Source organism: Kitasatospora sp. Ki12 (assembly GCF_054601375.1).
In genome coordinates this window covers 961,635-974,993 of record NZ_BAAIHT010000002.1, presented here as the reverse complement: position 1 = coordinate 974,993, position 13,359 = coordinate 961,635, and the positions used below count along the sequence as shown (strand labels likewise).

The following is a 13,359-nucleotide window of genomic DNA, read 5'->3' as shown; positions in this document are numbered from 1 at the left end:
CGACTTCGTGCCCTCCCGGACGTCCTCAGGTCACTCCGCCGCCAGCCGGGGCGTGCGGGGCGGCTCCGTGCGCCGGTTGCCGGTGGCCTCGAAGGCGGCGGCGAGGGCGAGCAGGGCGTTGTCGTCGTAGGCGCGGCCCGCGAACGTCAGCCCGACGGGCATGCCGGTGTCGGTCATGGTGCCCATGGGCACGGTCACCGTGGGGATGCCGAGGTGACGGGGCACCAGGTTGCCGTTCGCGACCCAGACGCCGTTGCGCCAGCCGAGGTCGGCGGAGGCCTCGTTCACGTCCATGTCCGCGGGGCCGACGTCGGCGACCGCGGGGAACACCACGGCGTCCAGGCCGAGTCCGTCCATCCACAGCTCCAGGTCGACCCGGCGGGTCTCCTCCAGGCCGCGCAGTCCCTCCTCCAGGTGGGGCATGTCGGTGAAGGACGCGTACGGGCGCTCGCGGACGAAGCGCGGGTAGTCGCCGATCGTGTCGTCGAAGCCGGCGTAGCGGTCGGGGAGTTCGCCCGGGTGCTTGGGGAAGATGCGGTCGCCGTCGACCTCGGTCAGGGTGGTGAGCGCGGGGTCGCCGTTGGCGCGCAGGAAGTCGTCCCAGGCCCAGGCGGACAGGTCCTCGATCTCGACGGTGAGGAAGTCGGCGCCGACCAGGCCGCGGGTGGACAGCGAGGGCGCGCCGGGGCGGTCGGACTCGTAGTTCGACACGACGGGGAAGTCGACCTCGACCACCTCGGCGCCGGCCGCCTCCAGGTCGCGGCGAGCCGCCTCCCACCGGGCGATCACCGAGGGGCGGGTGTCGATCCGCTGCCCGGTCTGGCCGCCGATGCCGCCGCCGGGGTTCGTCCCGGCGTCCGGGTCGGCGTTGATGTACATCCTGGGGACGCCGATGCGCTTTCCGGCGAGGGCGGCCCGCGCCGCCGCGGCGTCGGCGGGGGCGAGTGCGGGGTACGAGGCGGGACGCACCTGGGAGGGGGCGGGCAGCGGGATCCACGGCTGCGCCCGCCACAGGTCCCCGCGGGTCTCCGGGTCGTCGGCCACGACGACGTCGAGCAGTTCGAACAGGTCGGCCATGCTGCGGGTGTGCGGGACGACGACGTCCATGGTCGGGACGAGCGGCCAGTTGCCGCGCACCGAGATCACGCCGCGGCTGGGGGTGTAGGCGCACAGCGCGTTGTACGACGCGGGTGCCCGGCCCGAGGACCAGGTCTCCTCGCCGAGGCCGAAGGCCCCGAAGGACGCCGCGGTCGCGGTGCCCGAGCCGTTGGAGGAGCCGGAGCCGTAGGCGCTGGTGAGCCAGTCGGCGCTGTACGGGCTCTCCGCGCGGCCGTACACGCCGCGCTGCATACCGCCGTTCGCCATCGGCGGCATGTTGGTCAGGCCGATGAGGACGGCCCCGCCTGCGCGCAGCCGCTCGACGGCGAAGGCGTCGCGCTGGGCGACGAGGTGTTCGAACGCCGGGGAACCGGCCGCCGCCGTCAGGCCCTTGGCGAGGTAGCTGTCCTTCGCGGTGTACGGGATGCCGTCCAGCGGGCCGAGCGTCTCGCCGCGCGCGCGGCGCGCGTCGGAGGCCTCCGCCTCGGCGCGGGCGTCCGGGTTCATCACGACCATCGCGTTGAGCGCGGTGGCGGTGCCGGGCCGGTCGTACGCGTCGATCCGCGCGAGGTACGCGTCGAGCAGGTCGACCGAGGTGGTCTCGCCCTTCTCCAGCGCCGCGCGCAGGTCGGCGATACAGGTCTCCACAACGTCGAATCCGCGCGTCATGCGGGTGCCTCCTGAGGGGGGTGGGTCGGACAGGCGGGTGGGTCGGACAAGCGGAGTCACTGGGCGTCGGGACCGCGCTCACGCGGCCTTCGGGCTCCAATCGCACTGTCTAGATTTTCAGTCTAGACTACGGATCTAGATCCCCAGACGCGAGGTGAGGCCATGCCGACGCCAGAGACCGAGCCCGCCCGGCCCCAGCCACTCCGCTCGCCGGACGGCACGACCGGGCTCGCGCCGAACGCGGAGCCCGGTGCCACCCCGCAGCCGGCCCTGGCCTCGGCCGACCGGAAGCGCCAGCCCAGCGGCGACGAAGCGCGGGGACGGGCGATGCGGGCCGCGATCAGCGCCATCGCCGAGAAGGGCCCCGCCGCCGTGCGGATGTCGGACATCGCCGCGCGGGCCGGGATGAGCACCGGGCACATCCTGTACCACTTCGGCAAGAAGGACCGCCTCCTGCTCGAAGTCCTCGCATGGAGCGAAGCGGACCTCCTGGCCCGGTTCCAGCAGGCCGCGGACCAGGCCGCCTCCCCCTCCGAGAAGCTGGCCCTGTTCGTCCGCTTCTACCTGCCCCGCCACCAGGGTGACGAGCGCTACGCGCTGTGGACGCACGTGCTCGCCCAGCACCACGACGACGCCGGCCGGCAGCTCCTCACCGCGCTCTCCGACGCGTGGGAGGAGCGTCTGGAAGCCATCCTCCTCGAAGGCCGGGCCCTGGGGCGGTTCGCCGACGTGGACCCGACCGAGTTCGTCATCAGGGCCGTGGCCATGCTCAACGGGCTCTCCGGGGACGTGATGTTCGGACGCCCGCGCTGGCAGCACGCCTCCGCGGACGCGTTCGCCCTCTCCGCCCTCGAACGCGAACTGCGGCCGGCCGGCGAGGTGTGACGAGCCGTCTCGCTGTCGTCCGCCGATCCGATGGGCGGGGCCTTCGCGCGGGAAGCGGACGAGCGGTGCGGTGAGGCAGCGGCCGAAGACGGCCCACGGCGGCAACCGCCGTGGGCCGTCTTCGGCCGTGCTCACCTGTCCGGCATGGGGAGGGCGGCCGCGGGGCGGCAGGCGGTCAGGCGCCGGTGCGGCGGTCGAGGCCGTCGAGCAGGAGCCGCAGGCCGTACTCGAAGCGGTCGTCCGGGGTGTGGGCGGCCCAGTGGCGGATCGCCGTACCGATGGCCGGGTAGTCGCCGGTGGCGGCGGCGTCCGGGGTCGGGGTGCGGTCGGTGGTGGCGAGCTGGTGCTCGCGGCTCTGTTCCTCGATGACGTGACCGAGGACGTAGTCCTGGACGGTGAAGAAGGCCAGCGCGGTCTCCGTCTCCGGCACCCCGGCGGCGGCGAGGGTCTGGACGGCGACCTCGCCGAAGCGGAGGGTGTTGGGTCGGCGTACGTAGGTGCCGGACAGGACGCGGGCGCCGTCGCGGCGGGTGAGCAGGGCGCGCCGCAGGCGCCGGGCGAGTTCGGCGGTCCGCTCGCGCGGCGGCAGTGCGAGGTCGACGTCGGCGACGCCGCTCATGATCTCCTCGGCGATGGCCTCCAGCAGGGCCTGCTTGTCGCGGTAGTGCCAGTACAGGGCGCTGGGGCCGACGCCCAGGGACGTGGCGAGGCGGCGCATGGTGAGCCCGTCCAGGCCGTCCTGGTCGAGCAGGCCGAGGGCTCCGGCGAGCACGTCCTCGCGGTGCAGGCGCACGCGGATCTCCTTGCTGGGAAGGCGGGTTGGGCTGGCTTCCGGACCATGGCCACCCGCGTTGACACGCCGTTGAGCCTACCCTAACCTGAACACCGTTCTACTAGAACACTGTTCAGGTTAGGAGTCGACATGCCCCTGCCCTCCTCCGCCGGCGACCCCGCCGCGCCACCTCCGCCCACCGCGTCCACGCCCGCCGCGTCGCCGCCCGCCGGCCCGCCAGCGCCCGGGCCACCACGCCTGCTGCGGCCCGGCCTCCCCGTCGCCGCGGCCGTGGCGATCGCCTGCACCGCGTCGTTCATGGTCGTGACGGACGGCGCCATCGTGAACGTGGCCCTGCCCGCGATGAGCGCCGACCTCGGACTCGGATCCGCCGCCGCCCGCTGGGTGGTGGACGCCTACCTGCTGGTGCTCGGCGGCTTCACCCTGCTCGCGGCCCGCGCCGGCGACCTCTTCGGCCGCCGGGCCACCCTCCGGGCGGGCCTGGTGCTGTTCACCGCCGCCAGCGCCCTCGGCGGCCTCGCCGGCAGCGGCCCGGCCCTGATCGCCGCCCGCGCCGCCCAAGGGCTGGGCGCCTCGGCACTGGCGACCTCGACCCTCGGGGTCGTCCTCGCCGCCACCGCCGACCGGCCACACCTGCGCCGACGCGCCATGTCGGCCTGGGCGGCGTCGAGTTCGTCGGCCGCCGCACTCGGCGTGCTGCTCGGCGGTGTCCTCACCGAACACGCCGGCTGGCGCTGGGTGATGTACGTCAACGTGCCCATCGGCATCGCACTGCTGACCGCCGTCCACCTCTGCCTGCGGCCCGCCGACGTCCGCGGCTCCCTGGGCCGCCTCGACCTGCCGGGGGCCCTCGTCTCGACCACCGGCGTCGGACTGCTCCTGTTCGGCCTCACCCGCGGCGGCGAGCGCGGCTGGACGTCCCCCGCCACCCTCGCCACCCTCACCGCCGCGGCCCTGCTGCTCACCGTCTTCGTCCTCGTCCAGGCGCGCAGCGCGAACCCGCTGGTCCGCCTGCCGGTCTTCCGCCTGCCCGGCGTCGCCACCGGGAACCTCGTCGTCCTCCTGCTCGGTTCGAGCCTGACGGCGTCGCTCTTCCTCGTCTCGCAGCTGATGCAGCAGGTCCTCGGCTACTCCGCCCAGCAGACCGGACTGGCGATGCTGCCGATGGGCGTGTGCCTGGCCGCGGCCGCGCTGCTCTCCCGCCGCCTGCTGGACGCCGGGGCGCGCCGACTGCCGCTGTACGGGGGCACCGTCGCGGCGGCCGGGCTGCTGTGGCTCGCCACCCTGCCGGCCGACCCCCGCTACACCGCCGACCTGCTCGGCCCGCTGCTGCTGACCGGATCCGGCCTCGGCCTGATGCTGATGTCCGCCACCACGGCGGCCACCGCCGCCGTCCCGCCCGCCGAGGCCGGCCTCGCCTCGGGCCTGCTCAACACCTCCCGCCAACTGGGCGGCGCCCTCGGCCTCGCCCTGCTCGGCGCCATCGCGCAGTCGGTCACCGGCGGCACGGCCGACACCGCGGCTTCCGGTACGGCCACCGCCGCCGCCCTCCTGCACGGCTCCCGCGCGGCGCTGCTCGCCGCCGCGGCCCTCAGCCTGCTGGGCGCGCTCACCTCCCTGCTCCTGCCCGGAGCCCGGGGTGCCGGCACCGGCACCCGCTCCTGAACCTGCCTCAACACCCTCCCGGAGAACAGCCCATGCACACCGGCAAGCACTACCCCGTCCTCGTCGTCGGCGGCGGCATCGTCGGCCTGACCGCCTCCCTCGCCCTCTCCCACCACGGCGTGCCCTCCCTCCTGGTCGAAGCCCACCCCGCGACCCACGACCACCCGCGCGCCCGCAGCCTCAACGCCCGCGCGATGGAGATCTACCGCGAACTCGGCGTGGCGGACGCCGTCCGCGAGGCCGGCGCCCCGCTGGCCCGCGCCGAAGGGCTCCACCGCGGCCCCGACCTCGCCACCGCCCTCGCCGACGTCCCGCGCCGACCGAACCCGGGGGACCGGCCCGCGAGCATCTTCGCCCCCGCCGCGATGGCCCGCTGGAGCCCGGCCACCGGCCGTCGCGCGACCCTCGACGCCGTCGAACCCGTCCTGCTCGCGGCGGCCCGCCGCCGACCGGCCGAGATCCGCTTCGGCACGCTGCGCACCGGCCTGCGCCACGGCGGCGACCACCTCGCCGTCGACCTGACGGACCTGGCCACCGGCGCCACCGAGACCGTCACCGCCGACTACCTGATCGCCGCCGACGGCGCCGGCGGCGCGCTGCGCCACGAACTCGGCGTCTCCTCGACGTACGGCCCGAGCCACGGGCACCAGCTCAACATCCTCTTCCGCGCCGACCTCGAACAGCTCGTCCGGGACAGGGAGTTCAGCGTCGTCCTGATCGCACGCCCCGGCGTACGGGGCATGCTCACCGCCATCGACGCCCGCACCCGCTGGGCCTTCCACCTGCGCTACGACCCGGCCGTCGAAAGCCCCGCCGACTACCCGCCCGAGCGGTGCGAGCAGATCCTGCGGGACGTCCTCGGGGTGCCCGGCGCCGAGCCCGAGGTGGTCAGCGTGCTGCCCTGGGAGGCCCGCGAGCGCACCCTCGACCGGCTGCGCGCCGGCCGGGTGTTCTTCGCCGGCGACGCGGCCCACCAGATGCCCCCGGCCGGCGCCCGCGGCGCCAGTACCGGCATCGCCGACGTCCACAACCTCGCCTGGAAGCTCGGCGCCGTCCTCGGCGGCCGCGCGGACGAGACCCTGCTGGACACCTACCAGGACGAGCGCCACCCCGCCGCCGTCCACGCCGTCGCCGCCTCGGGCGCCAACGCCCGGGCCATGACCCCCGGCAGCCCCACACCCGACCCCGACTGGACCAGCCCCGCGGCGCACGGCCTCGGCGAGCGCTACCGCTCCGCCGCCGTCCTCACCGAGGCGGGGGACCGGGCGGACCCCGTCGCCACCGACCTCGACGGCAGCCCCGGCACCCGCCTCCCGCACGCCTGGACCGACCCCGCCCGGACGCGCTCCACCCTCGACCTGCCGGCCGGGGACTGGATCCTCCTCGGCCCACCCGCCTGGCACCGCCCCGCCGACACCGCCGGCCTGCGCCACGCCGACCCCGGACCCGAGTTCGCCGCCCTCACCGGCACCGCCCCCGACGGCGCCGTCCTCGTCCGCCCCGACGGCCACATCGCCTGGCGCTCCACCGGCCGGGCGGCCGCCGACGGGACGACCGCCGACCCGACGGCCACCGGCCCCGCGGACCCGGCCGCCGCCCTCGACGCCGCCCTGCGCCGGCTGCCGCTCCGCGCCCGCCACACCACCGACCACCGGGCACCCACGCCCACGGGCCCCGAGGTCCACCCGTAGCCGTCGGGGTCCTCCGGCGCGCGGCCAGGGAAAATCGCCCTCGGTCACGGCCCGTCACCGCTACCCTGCGTCCATGACCGAGGCACCCCGTCCCGTACGCGTCCGATTCGCCCCGAGCCCCACCGGCATGTTCCACGTCGGCGGCGCCCGCTCGGCCCTGTACAACTGGGCGACGGCGCGACAGCGGGGCGGCACGTTCGTCCTGCGGATCGAGGACACCGACGCCGCCCGCAACAAGCCGGAGTGGACCGAGGGCATCATCAGCGCCCTCGCCTCGATCGGCATCCACGAGGGCGACCCGGCCTTCGAGGGCCCGTACTTCCAGTCGGCCAACGCCGAACGCCACCGCGCGGCCGCCGAGGAGCTCCACGCCACCGGGCGGGCCTACTACTGCGACTGCACCCGCGAGGAGCTGGCCGGGCGCACCGGCTCCGCCCAGCTCGGGTACGACGGGCACTGCCGGGAGCGGGGACTGGGCTTCGAGCCGGGCCGGGCGCTGCGCTTCCGCACGCCGGACGAGGGCGCCACCGTCGTGGTGGACCTGATCCGCGGGGAGCCGGCCTTCCCGAACTCCGCCATCGAGGACTTCGTGATCGCCCGAGGCGACGGCAGCCCGGTCTTCCTGCTGGCCAACGTCGTCGACGACCTCGACCAGGGCATCACCCAGGTCGTCCGCGGCGAGGAGCACCTGTCCAACACCCCGAAGCAGCAGCTGCTGTGGGAGGCGCTCGGCGCCGAGCCCCCGGTCTGGGCGCACCTGCCGGTGATCGTGAACGAGCAGCGCCGGAAGCTGTCCAAGCGCCGGGACAAGGTCGCCCTGGAGGACTACCTGGCGGAGGGCCACCTGCCCGAGGCGGTGGTCAACTACCTGATGCTGCTGGGCTGGGGCCCGAAGGACGACGTGGAGATCCGCCCGTACGCCGAGCTGGAGGGTCTGTTCCGGGTCGCGGACGTGAACGCCGCCTCGGCCTTCTTCGACGCGGCCAAGCTGCGCGCCTTCAACGGCGAGTACCTCCGGGCCCTGGGGACGGCGGAGTTCACCGCCCTGTGCGAGCCGTGGCTGACCGCGCCCCGCGCGCCGTGGCCGGCCGAGGCCTACGACGCGGCGGCCTTCGCGGTGCTCGCCCCGCTCGCGCAGTCCCGGATCGCGGTGCTGAGCGAGATCGTCGACCAGGTCGACTTCCTCTTCCTGCCCGTGCCCGTACGGGACGACGCCTCCTGGGCGAAGGCCATGAAGGACGGTCGGACCGCGCTCGCCCTGTTGCGCACCGCCCGGCGCCGGCTCGCCGACGCGGCGACCTGGGAGGCCGGGGCGCTGAAGGCGGAGCTGGAGGCGGTGGCAGCCGAGTACGGGCTGAAGCTGGGCCGGGCGCAGGCACCGGTCCGGGTGGCCGTGACCGGCCGGACGGTGGGCCTGCCGCTGTTCGAGTCCCTGGAGGTGCTGGGCCGCGAGCGCACCCTGGCCCGTCTGGACGCCGCCGCCGACCGTCTGGCCGCCACCGCGAGCCCCGCCGCCGAGCGCCTCGGCTGACGGAACGGCCCGCGCACCGATGTCCCCAATCCCTGTCGCGGTGTGCGGCGGATCTGGGAGACTCCGGCGGGTGGCACGGTGCGCGGCCACTGTCGGTCGGTGGCAGGGGAGTTCGGATGGAACTGGTGGTCCAGATCTCCCTGATCGTCCTGGTGCTGGCGGTCACGGTCTCGGTGAGGTCGGCGCGTCGGCGGGCGAAGCGTCGACGGCACCCGGAGCAGGAGCACGCCGGCCTCCTCGCGGCGCCGCGGCACGCTCCGGGCGTCGGCCCGCCACCCGTGTTCGGGGCAGCCCCGCCCGCCCACCGGCCCGTACAAAGTGCTTCGCCCGCCCCGCCCGCCCTGGGGAGTCTCGGGCGGTTCCGGCTGACGGCGCGGCTGGGACAGGGCGGCATGGGCACGGTCTACCTGGGCCTGACGCCCGGCGGCCGTCCGGTCGCCGTCAAGGTCATCAACCCCGAGCTCGCCGTCGACCCCGGCTTCCGGCGGCGCTTCGCCCGGGAGGTCGAGGCGGCCCGCACGGTCGGCGGGTTCCACACGGCCCCCGTGGTCGACGCGGACCCGCACGGGGATCCGCCGTGGCTGGCCACCGAGTACATCCCGGGCCCGTCGCTGCAGGAGGTCCTCCAGCGGCACGGCGCGGTGCCCGTACGGACCCTGCACGCGCTCGCGGCCGGGATCGCCGAGGCGCTGGCGGAGATCCACGGGAGCGGGGTGATCCACCGCGACCTCAAGCCGAGCAACGTCATCGTCTCCGGGACGGGCCCGCGGCTGATCGACTTCGGCATCGCCCAACTCGCCGACGGCACCCAGCTCACCTCCACCGGCTTCGTCATCGGGACACCGGGGTTCGTCGCACCCGAGCAGCTCTCCGGCGCACCGGTCACCTCGGCCGTCGACCTGTACGCCTTCGGCATGGTGCTCTGCCACGCCGCCGGCGCCGCGCCCTTCCCCCAGGGCACGTCGCTGGAGTCGGCCCTGGGCATGCTCCCCACCCAGCTGGCCGGGATCATCGCGCGCTGCCTCGACCACGACCCCGGCCGCCGGCCCACCGCGTCCGACGTCCTCCGGCAGCTCTCCGGGGTCCAGGCCCCGGTCGACGACTGGCTGCCGCCGCCGGTACGGACGATGGTCGACGGACACCACCTGCCCGGGGCCTGAGGCCGGAGGAGCCGCTGCTTCGCACAATCGACGAGGTGGGGCGCGGTGGCGCGCGGCGTCATTCCCGCGTCATTTCCCGGGGCATTCCGGCGTCACGAGATCATGAACTCCTCCGTCGACAGCGCACGCCGTACGATCCGCACGTCGCCGATCCAGCCGTGGAGGATCTTGTCCAGCATGCCACCGTACTCGTACCCGCCGAGCATCCACGGCCGCCCGAGGGTGGTCAGGCCGACCGCCGGGGTGGACGGGTTGCGGGCGACCTCGCAGCCGTCCACGTACATCCGGTTGAGCCGGCCGTCGTTGACGACGGCGACGTGCCACCAGTGGTCCAGCGGCAGCTGGTGGCCCCAGCAGGTCGAGGCGCCGGTCTGGTTGAGCGGGTAGACGCACCACTGCAGGGCGGGTGCGTCGGAGAGGCTGAGGGTGACGACCGGCTCCTGCGGGTCGGTCGAGTCGCCGCTCTTGCCCGCCTCGCCGCTCATGCCCCAACGGCTCAGGAGTGCCGACCACGCGTTCTGCCCCGGGGACCAGTCGGCGGGCAGCTTGAAGAACGCCTCGACGGTGTAACCGCGCTCGAAGGTCTGGCGGTTGACGGGCGCGGTGGGCACGGTCTCGAGGTACGCGCCGACCGGCGGCTTGTTACGGCTGTCGAAGAGCAGGCTGCCGTGGCCGGGCTGGTCCGGGTGGTGGTCGGACGACCAGGTGAGCACGGTGTCGGGCGCGCCCGGGGTGGCCTGGCGGACCAGGTCGTTGCCCTGCCCGCTGAGGTCCCGGACGACCTGCCGGTCCGGGAGCCCGGTGCCGGCCTTGCCGCCGTTGTCGAAGCGCCAGTAGGCGAGGGTGTCGCGGACGAGCAGGTCACTCGCGGGGCGGGCCGGGCGGCGCGGGGCGGGGGCGAAGCCGGCGAAGCGCTGCTCGAAGTCGATCGGGATCGAGAACCGGTCGACGTCGGAGGTCAGTTCGGCCTCCTGGGCGGCGAGGGCGTTGCGCTCCTCGGCGGCCGTCTCCAGGATCCAGGGCGAGAACGTCGACACGTCGACGGTGTTCCGGTCGAGGTCGAACCGGTAGCTGCGGATCATCGCCGCGCCGCCGTAGTAGCGGTCCTGGTAGTTGGTGATGTGGACGTGGACGTCGTGGCCGGCCTTGTTCTTGAGGACGATGCGGCCGGGCGGCCAGTAGTGCCCGTTGACGGTGAGGAACACCTGGTCGTTGCCGCTGACGAGCTTGTCCCAGAGGCGGTGCCCGTAGTCGGAGAGCGTCGCCTTGCCGCTGTCGTCCGCGTACGCCATCTCGTGGGTGGTGAGGATGACCGGCAGCTTCGGGTTCGCGGCGATCATCCTGTTGGCCCAGGCGAAGCCCGCGTCCGACAGGCGCCAGTCCAGCGAGAGGACCATCCACTCGCGGCCGGCCGCCTTGAAGACGTGGCAGGTGTTGTACCCGTCGGGGCTGGAGGCCCGGTAGCCGGGCGTGCGGGCGGCCCGCGCCGGGGAGAAGGTCTGCAGGTACGGGGTGCTGCCCCGCTGGTCGTCGGTCGAGGACCGGACGTCGTGGTTGCCCGCGAGCACGCCGTACGCGACGCCGGCGTCGTCCAGCATGGCGAAGGACTTCGTCACGGCGGCGTACTCGGTGGGCAGTCCGTGCTCGGTGACGTCGCCGAGGTGGGCGAGGAAGACGATGTTGTCGTCCCTGCCACCCTCGCGGTTCGTCCCGCCGTCGAGGACGTAGCGGAAGGACGCCTCCAGCGGGGCGGGGTGGATCCGGTCCTCGTCGAACAGGTACTGGGTGTCCGGCATGACGACGAAGGTGAACTGCCGGCTGTCGGGATCGGGCTCCCAGCCGTTCCGGCGGGTGCGGTCCCGGGGAGGCTTGGGTGCGTCGGCCGCCGCCTCTGCCGGACCGGCCGCGCCGAACACGCCGAGCCCCGCCGCGCTCACCCCGGCCCCCAACAGCCCGGCCCCGCGCAGGAACCGCCGCCGGCTCGCCGCCGCCGTCCCGTGCCCGTCGAGGTCCGCGGTACGGGGGCAGGCACACGCGTCGGACGGATGGAATTCGTGCATGATCGCTCCAAAGCGAGTGGGGTGTCCCCAGACGCTAGGAACCGAACCTTGTCGCAGGTCATCCAGGTGGTCACGCGGTGCTGAACAGTGGCCGAATGCCGTCGTCCCGGCACGCCCCGGGACGACGGGCGACAAGCTTCAGGCTGCCGGACGGTCAGCGCACCGGCAGGGTCAGGGTGGCCGGGTCGGCGGCGGAGGAGCCGAAGGTGACCCGGGAGCCGAGCGGGGTCTCCCCGCCGTACAGGGCGTCCCGGGTGCCCAGCACCAGGGCCAGGTGGTGGCCGGCCGGCAGGTCGTACGCCGTGGTGAAGAGCGGGAGGTCCAGGGGGAAGGGCTGTCCGGGGGTCCGCCCGGACCAGCTCCGCGGGGCGTGCGAGACCAGCCGGCCGATGCCGAGCGCGTCCACGTCGTAGAGGTAGGCGACGACCGTGCCCTGCGGGGCCGTCGAGGTGACCGTGGTGTGCACCCGGGCGGCGCCGCGCAGCGACAGGCCCTGCGGGTAGGGCTGCGACTGGCGGACGACGGCGGCCGGGCGGGCCAGCAGCGGGACGACCACGGTGGGCGGCTGGTGCACGGTCTGGTCGACCAGCCCGGACAGCAGGGCGACGCCGCCGCTCGCGCCGGAGGGGGTGTCGCCGAGTACGGTGGTCCGCCAGTCCGCGTCGGCCGGACCGACGGCCGGACCGCCGGGGGCGGCCGCGAGGCCGTCGGCGCCGATCGCGAGCCGCTCGGTCCGGGAGCTGACGGACTGCCAGTCGGGGTGGCTCTCGGTCGTGCCGGAGGGGCGGACGTCGAGCTGGACCGGCTGGGTGCGGGTGTCCGCGGCCGGGTCGCCCTTGACGTACCGGTCGAGCCAGTGGCGCGCGCTGTTCCAGGTGGCGTTGTCCAGGCCGAGCAGCCCGGTGAACTCCTGGCTGGCGTGGTCGCCCGGGCGCAGTTCGAGGCGCTTGGGGCCGGTCAGCCGCTGGTAGAAGTCGGTGACCTGGCTGGGGTTGAAGAAGCTGTCGCCCCAGGCGTTGGCCATCAGGACGGCGGTGCCGTTGGCGTTGATCCGGTCGAGCCGGCGGGCGGGGGAGCGGACGTCGGCCCAGTCGATGACCCCGGGCAGGTCGCGGTCGGCGAACAGGTCGTCCAGGACCCGCGCGAACTCGGGGCTCTTGCGGCCGGTCGGCGCCTGGATGCCGGCGAGCACGGCCGCCGCCTGGAGGTGCCGGGTCTGCCCGCTGTAGAGCGAGTCGGTGAGGTCGGCCCAGCCGCTGAGCGAGGCGACGGCCTTGATCCGCGGGTCGGCGGCGGCGCCGAGCAGGGTCAGGCCGCCGCCCAGCGAGAGCCCGACCATGCCGATCCGGTCCGGGGCGGCGGGGGTGTGCGCGAGCGCCCAGTCGATCACCGTGGAGATGTCCGCGACGTCCTTGGGCCCGGCGACGTCGACCTCCCCGCCGGAGCCCCAGAAGCCCCGCACCGTGTAGGTGACGACGACGTACCCCTCGGCGGCGAGCGCCCGGCCCTGCGCGACGTACTCCAGGTCGTTCTGTCCCCAGCTGGCCGGCTGCACCACCAGCGGGTAGCGCCCGCGCGGATCGGCCCACGGCGTCCCGGCGGCCGGGGTGAACACGTCGGCCTTGAGAACGACGCCGTCCTTCGCCGGGATGTCGGCCAGCCGGAACGACCCGGCCCCCACCGAAGCCGCGGGCGACGCGTCCGCGACGGCGGGCCGGGCGACGGCGGCCCCGCCGAGGACGAGGGCCGCCGCGAGGACGGCGCTCGCCGTCCGGCGTCCACGGCTGGGGGTGGGTCGTTCCATCAC

9 protein-coding genes are annotated in these 13,359 nt (G+C 74.8%); 5 read left to right on the top strand and 4 right to left on the bottom strand.

The window, feature by feature from the left end:
• Positions 1-30 precede the first annotated feature (30 nt).
• Entirely contained in the window at positions 31-1,767 is a 1,737-nt protein-coding gene (locus tag ACYP53_RS21935; RefSeq protein ID WP_459648637.1) for an amidase, read from the bottom strand.
• 162 nt (positions 1,768-1,929) lie between these two features.
• Here ACYP53_RS21935 and ACYP53_RS21930 point away from each other — a divergent pair, with 162 nt between their 5' ends.
• Positions 1,930-2,652 (top strand): TetR/AcrR family transcriptional regulator, encoded by a 723-nt coding sequence (locus ACYP53_RS21930; protein ID WP_459648636.1) that lies wholly within the window; start codon positions 1,930-1,932, stop codon positions 2,650-2,652.
• A 175-nt stretch (positions 2,653-2,827) separates the two neighbouring features.
• Here the strand turns inward: ACYP53_RS21930 and ACYP53_RS21925 are convergent, their stop codons facing one another.
• The gene (locus ACYP53_RS21925) at positions 2,828-3,445 is read right to left on the bottom strand and encodes a TetR/AcrR family transcriptional regulator C-terminal domain-containing protein (RefSeq protein WP_459648635.1); all 618 of its coding nucleotides are present in this window, start codon (positions 3,443-3,445) and stop codon (positions 2,828-2,830) included.
• 129 nt (positions 3,446-3,574) lie between these two features.
• Here ACYP53_RS21925 and ACYP53_RS21920 point away from each other — a divergent pair, with 129 nt between their 5' ends.
• From ACYP53_RS21920 to ACYP53_RS21905, 4 genes are all read left to right on the top strand, one after another.
• Positions 3,575-5,110, top strand: a complete 1,536-nt coding sequence (locus ACYP53_RS21920; protein WP_459648634.1) for an MFS transporter — start codon at positions 3,575-3,577, stop codon at positions 5,108-5,110.
• A 32-nt stretch (positions 5,111-5,142) separates the two neighbouring features.
• Entirely contained in the window at positions 5,143-6,801 is a 1,659-nt protein-coding gene (locus tag ACYP53_RS21915; RefSeq protein ID WP_459648633.1) for an FAD-dependent monooxygenase, read from the top strand.
• A gap of 127 nt (positions 6,802-6,928) precedes the next feature.
• Complete coding sequence (gltX, locus tag ACYP53_RS21910; RefSeq protein WP_459649808.1) at positions 6,929-8,332, top strand: glutamate--tRNA ligase; 1,404 nt, start codon at positions 6,929-6,931, stop codon at positions 8,330-8,332.
• Between the two features lie 116 nt (positions 8,333-8,448).
• Positions 8,449-9,492 (top strand): serine/threonine-protein kinase, encoded by a 1,044-nt coding sequence (locus ACYP53_RS21905; protein WP_459648632.1) that lies wholly within the window; start codon positions 8,449-8,451, stop codon positions 9,490-9,492.
• 92 nt (positions 9,493-9,584) lie between these two features.
• Here the strand turns inward: ACYP53_RS21905 and ACYP53_RS21900 are convergent, their stop codons facing one another.
• Both ACYP53_RS21900 and ACYP53_RS21895 read right to left on the bottom strand, forming a co-directional pair.
• Positions 9,585-11,552 (bottom strand): LamG-like jellyroll fold domain-containing protein, encoded by a 1,968-nt coding sequence (locus ACYP53_RS21900; RefSeq protein WP_459648631.1) that lies wholly within the window; start codon positions 11,550-11,552, stop codon positions 9,585-9,587.
• A gap of 154 nt (positions 11,553-11,706) precedes the next feature.
• The gene (locus ACYP53_RS21895; protein WP_459648630.1) at positions 11,707-13,356 is read right to left on the bottom strand and encodes a CocE/NonD family hydrolase; all 1,650 of its coding nucleotides are present in this window, start codon (positions 13,354-13,356) and stop codon (positions 11,707-11,709) included.
• Between the last annotated feature and the right edge of the window lie 3 nt (positions 13,357-13,359).

Coding starts and splice junctions, on each gene's coding strand:
- ACYP53_RS21935 (WP_459648637.1), bottom strand. CDS start 1,767: ATGACGCGCGGATTCGACGTTGTGGAGACCTGTATCGCCGACCTGCGC.
- ACYP53_RS21930 (WP_459648636.1), top strand. CDS start 1,930: ATGCCGACGCCAGAGACCGAGCCCGCCCGGCCCCAGCCACTCCGCTCG.
- ACYP53_RS21920 (WP_459648634.1), top strand. CDS start 3,575: ATGCCCCTGCCCTCCTCCGCCGGCGACCCCGCCGCGCCACCTCCGCCC.
- ACYP53_RS21915 (WP_459648633.1), top strand. CDS start 5,143: ATGCACACCGGCAAGCACTACCCCGTCCTCGTCGTCGGCGGCGGCATC.
- gltX (WP_459649808.1), top strand. CDS start 6,929: ATGTTCCACGTCGGCGGCGCCCGCTCGGCCCTGTACAACTGGGCGACG.
- ACYP53_RS21905 (WP_459648632.1), top strand. CDS start 8,449: ATGGAACTGGTGGTCCAGATCTCCCTGATCGTCCTGGTGCTGGCGGTC.
- ACYP53_RS21900 (WP_459648631.1), bottom strand. CDS start 11,552: ATGCACGAATTCCATCCGTCCGACGCGTGTGCCTGCCCCCGTACCGCG.
- ACYP53_RS21895 (WP_459648630.1), bottom strand. CDS start 13,356: ATGGAACGACCCACCCCCAGCCGTGGACGCCGGACGGCGAGCGCCGTC.